The organism is Halobacteriovorax sp. RT-1-1 (assembly GCF_047085455.1).
Classification (GTDB): domain Bacteria; phylum Bdellovibrionota; class Bacteriovoracia; order Bacteriovoracales; family Bacteriovoracaceae; genus Halobacteriovorax_A.
Genome location: NZ_JBKIXZ010000002.1, coordinates 846,505 through 864,872, shown reverse-complemented (window position 1 = coordinate 864,872; position 18,368 = coordinate 846,505). Strand labels below are relative to the sequence as shown.

Here is an 18,368-nt window from a genome sequence, read left to right as displayed (position 1 = left end):
AAATAAGGTAGCACTTATGAGCTTTACTCTAGATTAAATTGAAAATGTTTCTATGAGTTCTAAAGTTTAGACACTTAACTAGAATAAGATTTTAGATACTTAGAATGCTAATTCATAAAAAAACTGACAATAGACTACCTGCGTCTTCAAATAGAGAACCCCAGCGTGTACCTTCATCAAATGAAGAAACTAATCACAATAACGCTTATGGCAATTAATATTTTTGCCACTTCCACTACTCCTACAACTGAGTTCAATGATTGGCTTAATGAGCTTAAGATTGAACTTAACCAAGAGTATGGCTTTTCGTATGCCTTACTAGATGATGCCTTTGATGGTGTTACTTTTAATGAAGATGTTATCAAATATGATCGCAGACAACCTGAGTTTGTCATGAGTGTTGGCCGATACTTAGATATCGTTATTAGTGAGACAAGAATCGAGAAAGGCCAAAGATATCAGGCCGAGCTTGAAGATATTTTTATCGATATTGAAAACGATTTTAATTTTCAAGATCGCTTCCTCTTATCATTCTGGGCCCTTGAAACAAACTTTTCTTCGATTACAGGCAAGCTCGATATTATCCGCTCTCTTGCGACTCTTTCATATGATGGTCGCCGCTCAGCATTTTTCAAGAGAGAATTAGTTAATGCTCTTACAATGCTGCAAAAGGGAATTTACTCATACCCTAGTGAACGTATGCAGGGATCATGGGCAGGAGCGATGGGCTCGACTCAATTCATGCCTTCAACAATGCTAGCTTATGCCATTGACTACGATAAAGATGGCCAAATAAATATGTGGGAAAACCAACGTGACTTCTTAGGTTCATCAGCAAACTTCCTATCAAAAGTTGGCTGGAATGGTGATGAAAGCTGGGGACATGAAATTGATCTACCAAGCGACTTTGACTACTTTCATAGTGGATTAAAATATAAAGAAGATCTGCAGTATTGGATAGATCGCGGAATCACATTAAGAGGTGGAACTCAACTGCCTTACACAAGTGGGAAAACTGCAATCTACCTTCCACAAGGAGCAAATGGGCCAGCATTTATTGTTTACCCTAACTTCTTTACTATCTTTAAATGGAATAATTCAGAAAAGTACGCTCTAGGGATTGGAATTCTTTCTGATCTTATTGCAAAACGTGGTGATTATTTTAGTAAGTTTAATTTAGATGAAGAGTCATTTATGTCATTTGAAATGGCAAAGAAAATTCAAGCAAAATTAAACGAGTTAGGTCACGATGCTGGGCCAGTTGATGGGATTCCAGGAAAACAAACGACAGCAGCAATCCAAAGATTTCAAGTATCAGAAGATATCATTCCAGACGGCTATTTAACTAAAGATTTGGCCGATCAAATTCTTGCAAAATAAATAAAATCTTAAGTCAAAACATCAATCCCCTTTCCGATGAAGTAGTCACTATCTAAGTAAACACTTCACCGGAAAGGAGAATATATGTTGAAAGTAATGAAAGGATTACAAAAGGGTATCGTCGGTATCGAGGGATCAGGACGTATTACAAAAGACGACTATATTAATGTGCTTGAACCGATTTTAGATGAGGCCCTAAAAAAAGAAGAAAAAGTTGGTGTACTCTTCTACTTAAATGAAACATACGAAGGATACACTCCAGGGGCAGTATTTGAAGATACGGCCATGGGCCTAAAATATTTTAATGTTATGAAAAGGTGTGCAGTAGTTACAGATAGTGCACTAATAACAGGGGCCGTAAAATTATTTGCTCCAATCATTCCAATTGATTTTAAGTCATATAAAATCAATGAACTCGATGAGGCCAAAGACTGGCTTATGCGTGAAGTAGAGTCCGATATCGAATTTCACTTCGATAAGAATGACAACATTCTTACGCTAACTTCTTACCATCCATTGCGAGTCAATGATTTTGAAAAGATTCAAAACTTACTTAATCAAGTTTATAAAGAAACAAAAGTAATTTCAGGAATTATTCTAAACTCAGAACAATTTCCAGGTTGGGATGACTTAAGATCTCTCCTAAGACACTTTGAGTTTCTTAAAGATAATCGACAGCACATTGAGAAGGTTGGAATTTGCACAAGTAATGAGTTGATTAGAAACTCTGCCTCAGTTGTAAGTGATCATTTAGAAAGTGTTGATGTAGCAGTCTTTGAGTACGGTGCGATTAACGACGCAAGGAATTGGCTGAGAAATATTGAATCGAAAGATACAATGCGTGCCGTATGAAAGAAGGCCCTCTTTTTAGAGGGCCTTTTTATTTGTCACTGTATGAATTAAAGTGAATCAATTACTGAATTGAAAGTAGCAGATGGTCTCATTGCCTTTGCAACAAGCTCTAAATTTGGATGATAGTAACCACCCATATCAACGGCTCCACCTTGTGCGCTATTTAACTCTTCAACAATCTTTGCTTCGTTTTCAACAAGGTTTGAAGCAACAGGAGTAAAGATTTCTTTAAGCTCAGCATCTTCATTTTGATCAGCAAGTGCTTTTGCCCAGTACTGAGCTAAGAAGTAGTGAGAACCTCTATTATCAAGCTCACCTACTTTTCTTGATGGAGACTTATCATTCTTTAGAAATGCAGTATTTGCTTCATCTAGAGTTTTTGCAAGAACAGTTGCCTTTGCATTACCTGTTTTGATTGCAAGATCTTCAAGAGAAACACCTAGTGCTAAGAACTCTCCTAGAGAATCCCATCTTAAGTGATTTTCACCAGTAAATTGTTGTACGTGCTTAGGAGCTGATCCACCGGCACCAGTTTCAAATAATCCACCACCTGCAAGAAGAGGTACAATTGAAAGCATCTTTGCAGAAGTTCCAAGTTCAAGAATTGGGAAAAGATCTGTTAGGTAGTCACGAAGAACGTTACCTGTCACAGAAATAGTATCTTCACCTTTAATGATTCTCTCCATTGAGTAACGGATTGCTTTAACAGGATCTAGGATTTTAATTTCAAGTCCTGCTGTATCGTGATCTTTTAAGTACTCATTTACTTTCTTGATTAGGTTAGCGTCGTGGCCACGGTTTTCATCAAGCCAGAATACTGCCGGAGTATTAGTAAGACGAGCACGAGTTACACCAAGCTTAACCCAGTCACGTACTGCAACGTCTTTAGTTTGACACATTCTCCAGATATCACCCTCTTCAACAGAGTGAGTAAATACTGTGTTACCTTCTGAATCAGTAACCTCTACAACACCGGCCGCAGGGATTTTAAATGTCTTATCGTGTGAACCATATTCTTCAGCTTTCTTTGCCATAAGACCAACGTTTGGTACTGTTCCCATTGTCTTAGGATCAAATGCTCCGTTCTCTTTACAGAACGAAATTACTTCTTGGTACATTTGAGCGTAGCTTCTATCTGGAATACAGAATTTAGTATCTTCTTGCTTATTATCTTTATTCCACATTTGTCCAGAAGTTCTAATTGCCGCAGGCATTGAAGCATCGATAATAACATCAGATGGAACGTGTAGGTTTGTGATTCCTTTATCAGAATCAACCATTGCTAGACGTGGCCCATTCTCGATTGCTAGATCAAGTGCACCTTCGATCTCAGCTTTCTTTTCAGCAGGAAGGCCAGAAAGCTTAGAGTAAACAGAACCAAGTCCGTTAGCAGAATTTACACCAAGCTCTTTGAACTCAGCTGCATATTTTTCAAATACGTCTTTGAAGTAAACTTCAACACAGTGACCAAACATAATAGGATCACTTACCTTCATCATTGTTGCTTTTAGGTGAACAGAAAAAAGAATATCTTTTTCTTTCGCATCTTGAATATTCTTAGCGAAGAATTCTCTAAGTGCTTTTGCACTCATTACACCTGCATCGATGATTTCGTCTTGAAGAAGAGATACTTTTTCTTTTAGAACTACTTCAGATCCATCATTTTGCTTAAGAGTGATTTTTACATCAGTTGCTTTAGGCATGATTGCTGATTTTTCAGAACCATAAAAGTCATTTGCATCCATGTGTGCAACGTGTGATTTAGAGTCTTTTGACCAAGCTCCCATTCTGTGTGGATTAGCTTTTGCATATTCTTTAACTGGCCCAGCAACACGACGGTCAGAGTTCCCCTCACGAAGAACTGGGTTTACTGCTGAACCAAGAACTTTCGCATAACGAGAAGCAATGTCTTTTTCTTCATCAGTCGATGGTGCATCTGGGTAATTAGGAACTTTAAATCCATGATCTTGAAGTTCTTTAATTGCAGCTGAAAGCTGAGGAATTGATGCAGAAATATTTGGAAGCTTAATGATATTAGCTTCTGCTTGTTTTGCTAACTCACCTAGGTAAGCTAGATCATCTGATTGCTTTTGCTCTTCAGAAAGAAATTCTGGAAAGTGAGCAAGAATTCTTCCTGCAAGAGAGATATCGCGAGTTTCAACATTGATACCTGCATGCTTCGTAAAAGCTTTTACGATTGGAAGAAGTGACTGAGTCGCTAGCGCTGGCGCTTCGTCAGTAATTGTGTAAATGATTTTTGATCCATTAGACATTTTACATCCCGTGTTATTTGTTATGAACTGATAATAAAACGTCTTATCCTATAATAAAACCAACTACTTCGTCCATTGGCTGCGCATCACGGAAAAGTAATCCTTATTATTTACCTCAAATAAGTTTGACAACTCATACACAAGTTTCAATAATCAACCTCGATACCACATGTAACCAATTACGAGGGAGAAAATATGAAATTTCTAGTGCTTCTTGCGCTTGCACTTCCAGCACTTGCAGGACTAACAATTGATAAGAATAAAGACATCCAAGAAATTAAAAAAATGACAGGATGCTATGCCATTAAGTTTCAATCGTCTGAAACTTTCGCCTATAGCAACGATTATGATTTCTACGATCGCTATGCCTCCGGGGCCCTTGAGTGGATCTTTGTCGATTCAGAAAATGAAGACATGGTTAATATTCAACATATTCTAGTTACTCCACATGCCATTGTTAAGCACTGGAGACAGCAATGGGACTGGGAAGCAGCGAATGCTCTCGATTACAGAGGCTTTAGTAATTGGAATAACAAGGCCGTAAAAAACCCACAAGGAAATTGGGTACAAAGAGTCTATCAAGTAGATGACTCTCCAAGATATGAATGTTCTGCACCATGGATTCACACAGATACAAACTCATATTGGGAATGTACAGCTAATGCTCCTCTACCAAGACGTGAATTCTCAATCAGATCAGACTATAACGTTTTAAGAAGAACAAATCGCCATGAACAGACTTCATATGGCCACGTTCACGACCAAGATAATATCAAAGTTAATATGCTTGAAAATGGAATGGAGCTTAAACTTGCAATGGAGAAGAGCTACAATACTTACCAGAAAGTTGATGATAGCCGTTGTCAACCGGCGATTGAATGGTGGAAGACTCATAAGTATTTCTGGCGTGACGTCGTTAATGTATGGAACAAAGAGCTTTACTCTGAAGATTCAGTGAAAATTGATTTTAAGAAAACAGGTGCTCCTCTATGGGCAAGACTATTTGAACTAGATGATCAAATGAGCACAAGACCTGCTTACGACTCAAAAGAATCAACTCAAAAAATCAAAACAATTATTCAAAACCATATCCTTAGATAGAAAAAACAGGGCCTCTCCTAGCGGGGCCCTTTTTGGCATTCCAATTGCTTTTAAATAGGTAGATATAATTTGAACTAAACAATTATGGGCACTTATGAAAAAGCATCTGTTCTTTTTATTTACACTTTGTACACTTTCTACACAGGCAAAGCTCTACTATGCACCAGATGGCACTCAATACGAGCTGGGCGAATGTCAAAATGAATGTATGGATAAGCTTGCCCAAGAAACGCCATCACGTGTTCTTCAAATCGTAGAAGGTTCTCGTTACAAAGACTTTCTAATAAGAGAGACCCTGACAAAATACCTTGAAAATGAAAGTATCGAAAATTTTGATAAACTATACAAAGACTCATCATATGATAATTTTTGGATCCTTAATAAACGACACGCTACAGAAATGAATATCAGCATAAAGAATGTTAGCGACGAACAAAAGCTTACGGCCGCTATCGAGTACATAAAGAATAATCCAGACAAAGTTAAAGAGAACTACCCCCTTATTAACGAATTAGGGCAACTCGTTGCTGCCAAAAATAAATCAGACAATGGTATCTCAAGTGCAGAGAAAGAACTTCTTAATGAACTAGATAGACAGAAGAAGATAAATCTTGGTGATCTTATCCAAGACCTCACTTACTACGACAATACAAAAATGACGGGCCTCTATGACCTACTTGCATTTGATAAAAGGCAAGACATTGTCTGCCAGCATATTGATGAAGAAGTAGCACACTTTGATGAGTACATGACAGAGGATTGTAGAGAATATGAAGATTGTGTCCAGTTAGCAGAATCAACAATTACTTCAATGAAGGATACGTTTAAAGATTACCTAACATACACTTGTAATGGAAGCTCCCTGAGCGACAATATTGATAATATTAGAGAGCATGCAAAAGACACACTTTCTTATATGTTTCCGGATATTGTTGCAAAACTCAACTACAAAACGATGATAGATGAGTGCTATGACTGTGGCGTGACCAAAACTGAAGACTATATTGTCGATACGCGTATTGTTCAAGAAGCAAATAAGTTTTTTAAAGTAACAAAAAAATGGACACAGGGCTGTGACGAATTAGTCATAGAGAGCTCATTTTATAATATGGAAAGAAGAGCTTTAAAGAAATTAAGAAAGTACCCAAATCTTAAAATTAATGACGTTCAAACAAAGAGTTCGACATGTAAAGTAAGACTAGATGCTACTAATTAATCTTCAGTATAAGTAACAAGTTGATTACCTAAGTCTTTATAGGCCTTAAATAAGGAGTCTTCATTTACCCATCCGCTATCATTGAAGACATCAAAGTTCTTTCCCCAGCTATTGTGGACACGGTACTGATTTCGACAATTCTTACCATTGTCACAAATCTGGCGAAAACCACTTAATAAGTAAGCATGTCCTCCACAGTAGCGCTGCCTCTGCTCTTTTGGACACATCTCCATATACTTAACTGAAGGGTCATCACAATAACGAGTCCATGTACAGCTAGAAATTGCAGCGGATTTATCCTTTTCAAAAAGATCGATCATTTTTTCTCTAAACTTATCAACTTCTGTGATTCGCTCTTGCTTAAATCCCATAGGAGCAAGCTTAATCTGAGTCTTATCCTCTTTGCATTTTTGAGGGATTAAAACTTCATTTAAAAATTCCTCGAAGGCATTAATTGAAGTAATCTTTGTTGCCGCACGAGAGAGGCTATCTAACATCTCAGAACTAAAAGGAAAGAAGTCTTTAAAAAAGTCTTCAGTACACTTATTACAAACACCATCCTTTAAAGAGTTATCTTTGACCTGATGGTAGATCTCATTAATAGCGAGAAGCTGAGGATAGTCCACAATACGAAAGTCATTATCTGGGTTGTTGTAATTTTCAATTTGTTGATAAGGAGCACATTCTTCTTTGGCAAATTTTAAGCTAACCTTCTCACCTTTTGTTAAAGCATCAATAACCTGTGTTAGATTACCACCATTAAGCCCTAGAAACTCACTTTGAGTTCCTGATTTTAACTGTGTCTTACCTAGAACATCTAAAACAGAAATTTGATCGTCTTTAGTACAATTGCCACTTTTTAGGCATGATTGATCCATTAGAGAAGTCATGGCAAATAAATAACATGTTCCAAATCCATCCTGATCACGAACGATTGGATTCGTCTTCACATCAATTTGTTTAACAACTTTCTCACTCCCCATTGGAGGAAGATATTGATAGGCTGCATGCTCATACTCTTTCCAGCGCATGTCTTCAGTAATTTCAAATGCAAGAACAGGAAGAGTAAGAAGTAGAATAATAAATTTTCTAATCATGGATTAAGCTCCATGCACTCTTTAAGCTTCCATCAGAAAAAAGGCAAAAGCCGTACTGATTATTATCCTTATCTTTTAAAATTTTATACTGACTATTTCTAAATTCTTTGCAGGCCTTAGAACCTGGGTGGCCAGTGAGACCTGTGCCCTTTTTTGGTGTAGTTTTAGCATTTTGACAAACTTTAGAAGTTTGGCACTCTTTATTCATGAGAGAGTTGTTCTTCCCCTTATAGATTTTGACTTCTCTAAACTGGCCTTTCTTATAAATTTTCATGATTTGAAAATCTTTTTCTACTGCCAAGGAGATAAATGGCAAGAGCATGAGTATTAACAATTTCATGACTAACCTTCTGCTCTAAAGATGGATTCAATGCGACTAAAGAATCTTTCAATCCAGCTTCTTTCAATTGAAGAAGGATTTCGTTGCGTCTCTTGTACTTCGGCCATAACTTCAGCGACTTCCTCAAGTGCAAGGTCCATCTCATCACCGTGCTCAATTGTAACTTCTGGACTAGATTCTTCAGACTTTGAATCTATTTCCTCACCGTTCTCATCAACTTCAGTAACTGTTGCTCTCTCTTCTAATTTTGACCTCTGATAGAGGTAAATAGGAGTTGAAGCTGGAACAAATTGAATAAGTTGACCAATTAGGCTTCTTTTATGGGTAATACTGATATCACCACGAGCAATTGCCTTCTCTTCCGCGGCCATCATACGCTCATAAAATTTTGGGTCTGCTGTTTTGGCATGTTCTTTTAATATCTTCCACTTCTTAACAGCAAGTGCATCAACCATTCTTGCAAAAGTAACAAGAATTTCATCTTTTGGAACAGATGTATTTACATTCTTTAAATGAGAATAACTCTTTTCCACATCATTCTTAAAACTCTTAACAATACTATTGATTTTTGGAAAATGAATCGTTCTTGCTTGTGCATTATAGAAAGCTTGAAAGATACGAACAGCACGATACTTTCCTATTCTTTTTGATTTATAAACCAGCCCCATAATCGAATCAATGATTTCTGGTTGAAGCATTAAAGAGATAAGCCAGTTTACAACCTCAGCGTTTCTCTCCTTCTTAAGCTTTGTTAATAAGGCAACAGGGTTTTCGTGAACAACCTTATTTAATTCCTCTAAGTCTGGTCTTTCCACCCCTTTAAAAAATACAGGTAAGCTTCGCTGTTCCTTTTCACTCTCTACCCCTAGATTAGCAAGAAGTGTTTTTAGCTGGGCCTCACATTCACTATTACAAAGATCACTCCCGTTTAAATCCCTTAAGTGTTCTCTCACAAGTCTATACTCGTAGTAGTGATTACCAATATGAAGCAGATTACTTTGAATCTCTTTATCTAATTGAATTTTGAATATTTCAGCATTAGGTGAATTTTCAAACTTAGAAAGAATAAAATCTTGAAACTCACTCGCATAACCCTTTGAGGCGATGTAGCTTTTTAACTTTGCTTTTGTAATCTCTGTCGACTCAAACTTTTTATTAATATCTGAAAGCCTTTGAAATGAAATGAAATTCATCTCAAAGTCGCGAAAGAAGACTTCCCAGTCTCTTACGTTAACAGAATAGTGTTTTGTAAAAATATTATTATCAAGCCTTTCAATCTTTTTCCAAATGGCCAAAGTTGTAGCAGGCTCTTGATGTTCACTTGAGTTTCTTAAACGATTATTTAAGATCTCAAGCTTATTGATCTTCTGCTTAAGTGCATACTCAGGAGTATCGTAGAAAGAGCTCTTTCTCATTCCAAGAAATGACTTAAGAACACCACCACATGATGCAAATGAATTAAACGTGAAATTGAATACAATTAAATAGGTAAATAATCTTCTCATAGGCCCTCGTCGTCTTATCGGTGACTTGGGCCTAATCTTTAAAGAAATCAGCTTAAATTAGCATGTAATTTCAATTACTTAAATAATGAAAGGTACTGGCCATAGCCTTCTTTTTCTAGATCGGCCTTTGGGATAAAGCGCATGGCCGCAGAATTTATGCAATAGCGCTTTCCATCTGGGCCTGGGCCATCATCAAAGACGTGACCAAGATGAGAGTCCCCACTCGATGAGCGCACCTCAGTTCTTGTCATAAATAGCTTAGTATCTTCTTTCATACTTACCACTTTTTGATCAATAGGCTTTGTGAATGCAGGCCATCCCGAACCAGAGTCATACTTATCAAGAGAGCTAAAAAGGGGCTCACCTGTTGCAACATCAACGTAAATCCCCTCTTCTTTATTGTCCCAGTACTTATTAGCAAAAGGTCTCTCTGTAGCATCATTTTGAGTCACTTCAAATTCAAGAGGCGTTAGTTTTTCTTTTAATTCTTTGAGATCAGGTTTCTTGTACATAACTTTATCCTTATTTTCTTTTGCTTGTTTTATTTCTTTCTTTTCACACTTTAAAGGTCTTGAAGCGACATCGCGAATATAGCCACCACGTCCAGATAATTCTTTATAGGTATTATAGCGTATCGGATTCTTTTTATAATAATCTTGATGATAATCTTCTGCTGGAAAAAATTTATGTGCCATCTCAATAGCAGTCACAATTGGTTTGTCATACTTCTTACAGGCTTCAAGATTATTTTTCGAATTTAGAGCTATTTGCTTTTGTTTCTCATTGGTGACAAAAATCACAGTGCGGTACTGACTACCACGGTCAGCGAATTGACCTCCACTATCAGTCGGATCAATATTTTGCCAATAAATTTCAAGGAGATCTTCATAACTGACAAGTGAGTTGTCATATGTCACTTGTACAACCTCAACATGTCCACTACTACCACTTGAAACTTCCTGATAACTTGGACTCTCTTTTGTTCCTCCCATATAGCCAGAGACAACGGAGCTTACACCTTTAAGTTTTTCAAATGGAGCTTCCATACACCAGAAGCAGCCTCCGCCAAATACCGCAGTTTCTTTAGCTGCATGAATACAGGTACTTAACGCAATCAATATAGTTAAGAGAACAAACTTCATTTTACCTCCGTGAAACTTTCTTCTACTTCCTTCGTATAAGTATTCGTAGCGCAAAACTAAATTGTTACATCCTAATCTTAACACAAGGAACTATGGCCGACTGAAAGAGTTTGACCTCGTGATTTTGGCTACTTAAAATTAGAATATGAAAAAATTTATACAATACTTTATCGATAATCTTCTAATCTCTAACGTTTTATTCTTCAGTGTCTTTGTCATCGCAATCTTTGCGTGGACTAAAATTCCAAAGGAAGAAATGCCAGACTTTGAATCACCTTATGTTCGAATCATGACTGTTTTTCCAGGGGCAAGTGCAGAGGATGTGGAATTTTTTATTACAAAGCCCATTGAAGAAGAGTTAAAGAACGTTGCAGGTATCGAAGAAGTGCGCTCAATTTCTTCAACAGGTTCAAGTTCTGTTACAGTTGTGATGCTTGAGAACTACCCGAACCCGAGAGAAGTTTACCTCGACATACAAGATGCGGCACTTCGTGCAGATCTTCCTAATGAAGCCGAACTCCCAACTTTTCATCAATTTAAATCTTCTGAAAAAGCATATATTGATATTGGATTCTATCTTGAGGGTAAAAGAGACCTATCAGTTAAAGACCGTGATCGCCTTCAACAATTAGTTAGAAATTTTGAAACTCAAGTAAAGACACTACCTTCAGTATCAGGTGTTGATCGCAGTGGTTATCTTGATCCAGAAAATCATATCCTACTTAGTCCTACTAAGATAAAGGAAAATAAAATATCAATCCACAAAGTTGTTTCAAGCTTAAGAGAAAGTCACATTCGTGCTCCTATCGGAGTTTTAGAAGATACACAGCAATCTAAAGTAACTTCAATTAATGAACTTATTGATGAAAGTGATTTTAAAGACCTTCTTGTTACAGGTAACTACGATGGTGAAGGTGTTACTCTTGATCAAATAGCAACTTTTAGAAAATCTTTTGAAAAAACTAATAGCATCTATAAAATTAATGGCCATGAAGGAATCATGCTCAACTTAAAGAAGAGTCACAATGTTGATATTCTTGAAGCAAATAAAGCGACCGTTGCCTTCATTGAAAAATACAAGAAAGGACAGCTCGATGATTTGAAAATCGTAACACTTGATGATGAGTCATACGATGTAAAAAATAGACTTGCCATTGTCGCCAGTAACGGACTACTTGGTTTTGCTCTTATTGTTCTCGTTCTCTTTTTATTCCTCGATTTTAAATCAGGAATATGGGTCAGTATGGGGATCCCATTCACACTATGCTTCACCCTTATTTGTATGCTCATTTTTGATTACACAATCAATAATATGACTCTTGCTGCAATCATCATTGTAATGGGAATTGTCGTAGATGATGCCATTATTGTAGCTGAGAATATAGGCCGAATTACAGAAGATCACAAAGGGACTTTAAAAGAGTTAATGGATAAGGTAACAGCAAATGCTGCGAGTCTTCTAATGCCTATCACAAGTGCAATTGCGACAACTTGTGTGGCCTTTCTGCCTCTCTTATTCTTTGGTGGATGGTTTGGAAAATTCGTCTACGTTCTTCCCTTTATTATTACGATGATGCTCGTTGCCTCATTACTTGAATCCTTCACAGTACTTCCAGCACACGTTTTCCAGAGAAAACCTAAGAAGAAACATGAAGTAAGTTGGTTTAGAAAATATGAAGCAATTTATGCAAATACCTTAGAGAAGGCCTTAAATTATCGCGCCCTAATTGTTGTGATCTTCATCGCATCCACTGCCCTTTCGGGATATCTTTTCAAAACAAAACTTAAATTTGTGATGTTTCCAAGAGAAGAAAGTAAGGAATTGAGTTTAAGTGTTTACACTAAAAAAGGAACTTCAAAAGATGAAATGAATGAGTATCTTAAACCAATTGAAGATATTCTACTTGCCTCGACTAAGGAATTAAGTATTGTTGGTTTCCGTTCAAATGTAGGTCAATCAAGACGTGGTGGTGCAGTTAATTACAATCGTGCAAATATCAATGTTGAAATTTTACCTGCAGATGAAAGAGAACTTTCTGCAAATCAAATCATTGATATTTTAAAAGAAAGAATGAAAGACACTCCAAATATTGAAGAAGTGCGCTTCTTTAAATCTCGCTGGGGAAGTGGTTCTGGTTCAACGATTGAAATTCAAATTCAAGAAAATGATGACAAGATTAGAGCTGAGATTGCAAATATACTTGCAGAAAATCAAAAGGCCAATAAAACTCTTAAAAACGTTGAGATTGAAAGACCTATTAATACTAAAGAGTATAACTTTAAAATTAATCAAAATGAAATTTTAAGATTTGGCCTTACTCCAAGTGACGTTACCACTTCCCTACGTACATTTGTCCAAGGAACAGTTCTTTATACTCTTAAAAGTACTGATGAAGAGGTTGAAGTAAGACTTACTGTCGCTAAGAATTACAAAGTTGATATCGAAAGATTAAAGCAACTAAGAATTGATAACGGCACGGGTGGCTATGTTCCTATCTCACGTTTTATAACAATTGAAGAAGTTGTAAAACCTTCTAATATTGAGCGTGTTGACTTTAAAAGAACGACAATGGTCTACTCTGATATTGAAGAAAGCTCAGGTGTTACTCCTTTAGAAGTAGCAGATTACTATGAGAATGAAGTTTTTCCAGAAATTCTTAAAAAGTATCCATCTTCAATTATTAACTTTGTTGGTGAAATTGAGGAAACGAGGGAGTCTACAGGAGACTTTATGATGGCAGGTTTTCTTGTCATTGCTTTAATTTATATGATCTTAACGATACAGTTTAAATCACTCTCGGCCCCACTAATAATTATGACGATTATTCCAATTGGGGTATCCGGAGTTATTTATATTCTTATGGCACACAGTATGGAAATTTTTGGATTCTTTGCGGTCATCGGTGCACTAGGAATGGTTGGGGTTGTAGTCAATGATTCAATTGTCCTCATTGATAAGTTAATCAATGATACTAAGTTTACGACAGATAAGAAGGATCTTTACAAGCAGATTGGTGAGATCTCTTCAACAAGACTTAGAGCAATTATCCTGACAACACTAACAACTGTTATTGGGGTACTTCCTACGGCCTACGGTTTTGCGGGATACGATTCAATGTTATCAGAGATGATGCTTACAATGGGCTGGGGTCTAGCTATCTCGACAGTCATTACATTATTTCTAACACCGGCAATCTTCTCATATTTATCGAGGTTTTTAGTGACTCAAGATATACCAGAAGAAGAAGCCTTTCTAAGCGAGAAATAGATTATTAAGTACCTGATATTATGTCCTAATGGCCGTTAATATCAGGTATCTATTCAATAAAAAACCTTGTCCATTTTATTTACGGCCCTTTTCGTTTTTTCAAAACACTAATTCCTGTGACTAAATAATGATAATTTCTTCATATGAGCAAATTCAATATTTTGAAGAAATTTCTTATCCTGATGCTAGGTACTTACCTTTTATGTACTCCTAGGAGCTTTGGCCAGGATACGACGACAGAACTTCAACTCAAAATTGAACAACTATTAATTCACAATGATCTGGGTGAAGATGTCGCAGAGAAACTAATCTTTGGTATAAATGATATTGAGTCTCGTGAAGGTGAAAATCTTGATATCGAAAAAATCACCAATGATTTGGAAAAACTAAAAGAAGAGAATGATGATCTCTATGAAAATGTAGAGCTAGAAGTTCTTCCTCTTAACGAAGCTAGCGTTTCGATAAAATTTGAAATGCAAAAAAAGAGACTCATAAAAAGAGTTATTATTAGAGTATTTGATAATCAAAACCTAGAAAATGATATTGAAAGTGATCTTAGATCAAAGCTTGCACTTCGTCGTGGAGCTTTCTTCAAGTCAAAACAAATGCTTGAAGATTTAAATACAATTAGTGAGTTCTATAAGTCAAAAGGCCATGCACTTACTAAAGTTAATAAGAAGTTAAAGCTTGATAAGGAAGATGAAATTAGTATCTTCTTCGATATTTATCTTAACTCAGAACAAATTAAAATTAACGATATCAACTTCGACGGTAATAATACTTTTACCTCAAGACAATTAAGAGAGTTGATTTCTTCGAAAGAGTCTCACCTCTTTTCTAAAAACCTATTCATTGAAAGCACATTTCTTGAAGACGTCGAAAGAATCAAAAGACATTACATGGAGCAAGGCTTCATCAATATTGAAGTTACACCATCATTTAAAATCGAAAAAACAAAGGCAAATCTACTTTTTACTATTAAAGAAAATGATCAACTAAAATTAGATCAATTATCGATTAGTGGTAATGAAGTATTTTCTAACGAAGAAATTCTAAAAACTTTAAATATTAAATTACCATCAGTTTTTTCTATAAAAAAACAGAGAGAAGCTATTCAAAAGCTAAGAGAAGTCTATGGTGAAAAAGGATATGTATTTGCTCATATCACAATGAATTATGATCAAAATAAAAGAAGCGCATCCTTAAATATAGAAGAAGGTGTTGTCCAAAAAATTATAAAGATGGAAATTATCGGTAATACAAAAACAACGCCAGAAACGATTTACGAGCTGATCTCAATTTATAATGGAGAAATCGTCAATACGAACAAAATCAATGAATCAATACTCGCTCTATATAAAAGTGGTTTCTTTAGAGATGTTAAAATTGACTATACCCCGATGACTAAGAGTGCGGGTAAGATCATAATTCAGGTACAGGAAGAGAGTACTCAAACTATCCAATTCTCTCTTGGATCCGTTTATGGAGGTGCAGGCTTTGGTGTTTCATTAAGTGATGGAAACCTATTTGGGACGGGAAGTTCATTGGCCCTAACGACAATGATTTCAAAAGAGATCAATCGTATTGGGCTGGTTTATAATGACCAACATCTTTTCGGTTCAAATATTAGTTTAAATATTGCGGCCAATCACGACACTGAAAGAAGCTTTCATTATAACGAAAATAAATCAGCTATTCGCATTCTCTTTGAGAAACAGTTAACAAAGAATATAAAAGTTGGCCTAGGTACTAGGCTTGAGTATATTTCTGTTAATAGTTTGTCACAACAATATGCTTCTGAAATTGATCTATCTGATACTAAAGACGTTATTAGTGGTCTTATCGGCTCATTTGCATATCGATTTGAAGATACAAATGATAAGGGATTAAAAACAAACGGTACTATTTCTATTCACCTACTGCCTTCATTTAATAAGCAAGATTTGTTTTTTAAAAGTATTGTAAATGCTCAGACGTCCCGTGAACTCTACCGCAATCAAGATGGAGGAGCTCACCGTATTTCGGGAAGAATCACTCTTGGTTATGCCTCCGAACAAACTCCATTTTACGAGCGTCTTCAAGGTGGAGGAAATGGAACAATACGTGGATTTGAATACGGGTCAATTAGTAAGGATGGGCAGCTAGGATCTAATTCAATGATCTCGGCCAACCTTACATATAGTATGCCTATTTATAAAGATGTCTTTAGTGGAGTTCTATTTCTTGATGCATTCACTCCAGGAGATAGCTCATTAGCAATGGATGACTTTAGACTTGTTGGTGGACTAGGCCTAAGGGCAAAAATGGATGCTGGCTTTGTTTCAGAAACATTTGAAGCAGGACTAACGATACCACTTCTAAGTAAAGATGGAGATATAACAAAACCATTCTACTTTATTATCGGGGAATATGACCCTGCTTATAACTTATAAGGAGATTAAATATGAATTTTAATCGATTACCTCAACTTATTACTGCCTTGGCCTTACTAGGTACTGTGGGTGTAAAAGCAAAGAATCTCGAAGTTTGTGATCGTCTTCAAAAAGACATCAAGATCGAGGAAGTAGATTTTCAAACAGCTTTAAATGACGCTCAAGATTTATCTGACGCTGCAAAACACTGTAAAGCGGCCAGAAGTTATCAACTGGCACTCGTAAAAGATCAAAAGCTGGCCTTAGATCAAGGAGTTGATATCAAGTTATTAAACGAGCTATATGAAGGGAATTATTTAAATGACTATGCGAATTTTTCTCTATCATTAAAGAAGATAGTAAAAAATCATCCTAGCTCTGAGACAATTCATTACCAACTTGCTGACCTCTATAATCAGAACCTACCTACTGATATTAAAAATATGCCTATTGGTAATTTTGTTAAAGAAGATGGAAGTGCAAATGATATCGTTAATGAAGCCATTATGGTTCAAGAAGACTTTTTGAGAAGCTTTCCAAATTCAATGATGCTAACAGATATCCAAAGTAAACTTAGTAATTCAAAAACAAAGCGCTTAGAGAAAACTCTATCAGACTTTAAATATGAAATTTGGCTTAATAAGAAAACAAAAGATAAAGATATCTATGAGTATCAAGCAGCTCTACTCATGCAAGAGCTTTCTTCAAATGAAGATAGTCGTATAAAGGCACAGGCCCTTCTAGAACTATTTGAATTATACAATAGTCATCAAACTAAGCTAATTGATGCGAAAGAGAGAATGGCACAAGTTGCTTTTCTTCTTAGTGAAAGTAGTTATGTTAAAGATCGTGAAGTTAGAAATGTTTTAAAGGACCTAAAGAAAGCAGGAATTGCAGTAGCAGCGGTAAGCGAAAGCGTGCTAAATCAAGCGATACAAGATAGTAGTGAGATAAAAAAATCTCTTCTTAGCGATGCAGATTTAAAAGAGCTTCTAAAAAATAAAAAAGGGCGAGATCGCTCAATCTTTATGCCAATCGAGTTCTCTGATTCAGAGAAGTCACTTATGCTTAAAACACTTGGTGTTGTAGGTGTTATGATGGCATTTGATCGCCCGCTAATGGATTTCGTACAGGATAATAAGAACGACACTCTGACGACAATTACTGACTTCACAAATAATTATGGTGAAGCGGCCGGACTTGTGCCACTAGTTGGAGCATCAATGGCCATTGGTCTTGTTTTTAAAAACGATCAATTTAAACGTGCAGCAGTAAGAAGTGTTGGCGCAGTGTTAATTGGGCAATTGGCCACTCAACTACTTAAGTCATTGAGTTCACGTGCAAGACCTCGTGAGGGGAAAGGCCCATATCACTTTGATGGAGTGAACTTTGGTCGAAATAATACGTCTTTCTCTTCAGGTCACTCTGCAGGTGCTTGGTCAGTTATGACAGTTTTCGCCACAGAATTTAAAGACACTAAAATCGTTCCAATAGCAGCTTATTCATTAGCAGCACTAACAAGTTTTGCTCGCGTGTATAAGAATGCTCATTGGTTCTCAGATGTTACTCTAGGGGCGCTTATTGGATGGATTTCCGGTAAGTTAATGTACAAATTATTTGATAAAAAACAAGACGGCCCAGTAACATTTACTCCAGTAACTGGTGACCTAAACGGTGGTGCTGTAACATACAAGGTAGAAGGTCAAAAAGATCTTAGGGCCTGGCCAATTGACTACTACAAATTAGTATTCTCACCTACTGATAACGAGAACTAGGAAGTAAA

General features: G+C 36.4%; 12 protein-coding genes. 7 read left to right on the top strand and 5 right to left on the bottom strand.

Annotation, left to right across the window (positions count from 1 at the left end; translation table 11 throughout):
• The first annotated feature begins 180 nt into the window (after positions 1–180).
• Both ACMAWV_RS14450 and ACMAWV_RS14445 read left to right on the top strand, forming a co-directional pair.
• On the top strand, positions 181–1,380 hold the full coding sequence (locus tag ACMAWV_RS14450) for a lytic murein transglycosylase (protein ID WP_412470119.1): 1,200 nt from the start codon (positions 181–183) through the stop codon (positions 1,378–1,380).
• 84 nt (positions 1,381–1,464) lie between these two features.
• A complete protein-coding gene (locus ACMAWV_RS14445) occupies positions 1,465–2,232 on the top strand; it encodes an STAS/SEC14 domain-containing protein (RefSeq protein ID WP_103218050.1) in 768 nt (255 codons plus the stop codon).
• A gap of 47 nt (positions 2,233–2,279) precedes the next feature.
• On the opposite strand, the gene ACMAWV_RS14440 is transcribed toward ACMAWV_RS14445, so the two are convergent.
• A complete protein-coding gene (locus tag ACMAWV_RS14440; RefSeq protein ID WP_412470120.1) occupies positions 2,280–4,505 on the bottom strand; it encodes an NADP-dependent isocitrate dehydrogenase in 2,226 nt (741 codons plus the stop codon).
• A gap of 195 nt (positions 4,506–4,700) precedes the next feature.
• Here ACMAWV_RS14440 and ACMAWV_RS14435 point away from each other — a divergent pair, with 195 nt between their 5' ends.
• Positions 4,701–5,606 carry a DUF6607 family protein gene (locus ACMAWV_RS14435; RefSeq protein ID WP_103218052.1) on the top strand — a complete coding sequence of 302 codons (906 nt, stop codon included), beginning with the start codon at positions 4,701–4,703 and terminating at the stop codon, positions 5,604–5,606.
• Positions 5,607–5,700: 94 nt separating this feature from the next.
• The gene (locus ACMAWV_RS14430) at positions 5,701–6,822 is read left to right on the top strand and encodes a hypothetical protein (protein WP_412470121.1); all 1,122 of its coding nucleotides are present in this window, start codon (positions 5,701–5,703) and stop codon (positions 6,820–6,822) included.
• Here ACMAWV_RS14430 and ACMAWV_RS14425 read toward each other — a convergent pair.
• From ACMAWV_RS14425 to msrA, 4 genes are all read right to left on the bottom strand, one after another.
• On the bottom strand, positions 6,819–7,919 hold the full coding sequence (locus ACMAWV_RS14425) for a hypothetical protein (RefSeq protein WP_103218054.1): 1,101 nt from the start codon (positions 7,917–7,919) through the stop codon (positions 6,819–6,821). The genes ACMAWV_RS14430 and ACMAWV_RS14425 overlap by 4 nt on opposite strands.
• Positions 7,912–8,259 (bottom strand): hypothetical protein, encoded by a 348-nt coding sequence (locus ACMAWV_RS14420; protein ID WP_412470122.1) that lies wholly within the window; start codon positions 8,257–8,259, stop codon positions 7,912–7,914. Before ACMAWV_RS14420 ends, ACMAWV_RS14425 begins: the two co-directional genes overlap by 8 nt.
• A 2-nt stretch (positions 8,260–8,261) precedes the next feature.
• Positions 8,262–9,764 carry a hypothetical protein gene (locus ACMAWV_RS14415; RefSeq protein ID WP_412470123.1) on the bottom strand — a complete coding sequence of 501 codons (1,503 nt, stop codon included), beginning with the start codon at positions 9,762–9,764 and terminating at the stop codon, positions 8,262–8,264.
• A 74-nt stretch (positions 9,765–9,838) separates the two neighbouring features.
• Positions 9,839–10,906 (bottom strand): peptide-methionine (S)-S-oxide reductase MsrA, encoded by a 1,068-nt coding sequence (gene msrA, locus ACMAWV_RS14410; protein WP_412463170.1) that lies wholly within the window; start codon positions 10,904–10,906, stop codon positions 9,839–9,841.
• 145 nt (positions 10,907–11,051) lie between these two features.
• On the opposite strand from msrA, the gene ACMAWV_RS14405 reads away from it, so the two are divergent.
• The 3 genes from ACMAWV_RS14405 (at position 11,052) to ACMAWV_RS14395 (ending at position 18,360) form a co-directional block, all read left to right on the top strand.
• A complete protein-coding gene (locus ACMAWV_RS14405; RefSeq protein ID WP_412470124.1) occupies positions 11,052–14,174 on the top strand; it encodes an efflux RND transporter permease subunit in 3,123 nt (1,040 codons plus the stop codon).
• Positions 14,175–14,317: 143 nt separating this feature from the next.
• The gene (locus ACMAWV_RS14400; protein ID WP_412470125.1) at positions 14,318–16,606 is read left to right on the top strand and encodes an outer membrane protein assembly factor; all 2,289 of its coding nucleotides are present in this window, start codon (positions 14,318–14,320) and stop codon (positions 16,604–16,606) included.
• An 11-nt stretch (positions 16,607–16,617) separates the two neighbouring features.
• A complete protein-coding gene (locus ACMAWV_RS14395) occupies positions 16,618–18,360 on the top strand; it encodes a phosphatase PAP2 family protein (RefSeq protein WP_412470126.1) in 1,743 nt (580 codons plus the stop codon).
• Positions 18,361–18,368 lie beyond the last annotated feature (8 nt).

Coding starts and splice junctions, on each gene's coding strand:
- ACMAWV_RS14450 (WP_412470119.1), top strand. CDS start 181: ATGAAGAAACTAATCACAATAACGCTTATGGCAATTAATATTTTTGCC.
- ACMAWV_RS14445 (WP_103218050.1), top strand. CDS start 1,465: ATGTTGAAAGTAATGAAAGGATTACAAAAGGGTATCGTCGGTATCGAG.
- ACMAWV_RS14440 (WP_412470120.1), bottom strand. CDS start 4,505: ATGTCTAATGGATCAAAAATCATTTACACAATTACTGACGAAGCGCCA.
- ACMAWV_RS14435 (WP_103218052.1), top strand. CDS start 4,701: ATGAAATTTCTAGTGCTTCTTGCGCTTGCACTTCCAGCACTTGCAGGA.
- ACMAWV_RS14430 (WP_412470121.1), top strand. CDS start 5,701: ATGAAAAAGCATCTGTTCTTTTTATTTACACTTTGTACACTTTCTACA.
- ACMAWV_RS14425 (WP_103218054.1), bottom strand. CDS start 7,919: ATGATTAGAAAATTTATTATTCTACTTCTTACTCTTCCTGTTCTTGCA.
- ACMAWV_RS14420 (WP_412470122.1), bottom strand. CDS start 8,259: ATGAAATTGTTAATACTCATGCTCTTGCCATTTATCTCCTTGGCAGTA.
- ACMAWV_RS14415 (WP_412470123.1), bottom strand. CDS start 9,764: ATGAGAAGATTATTTACCTATTTAATTGTATTCAATTTCACGTTTAAT.
- msrA (WP_412463170.1), bottom strand. CDS start 10,906: ATGAAGTTTGTTCTCTTAACTATATTGATTGCGTTAAGTACCTGTATT.
- ACMAWV_RS14405 (WP_412470124.1), top strand. CDS start 11,052: ATGAAAAAATTTATACAATACTTTATCGATAATCTTCTAATCTCTAAC.
- ACMAWV_RS14400 (WP_412470125.1), top strand. CDS start 14,318: ATGAGCAAATTCAATATTTTGAAGAAATTTCTTATCCTGATGCTAGGT.
- ACMAWV_RS14395 (WP_412470126.1), top strand. CDS start 16,618: ATGAATTTTAATCGATTACCTCAACTTATTACTGCCTTGGCCTTACTA.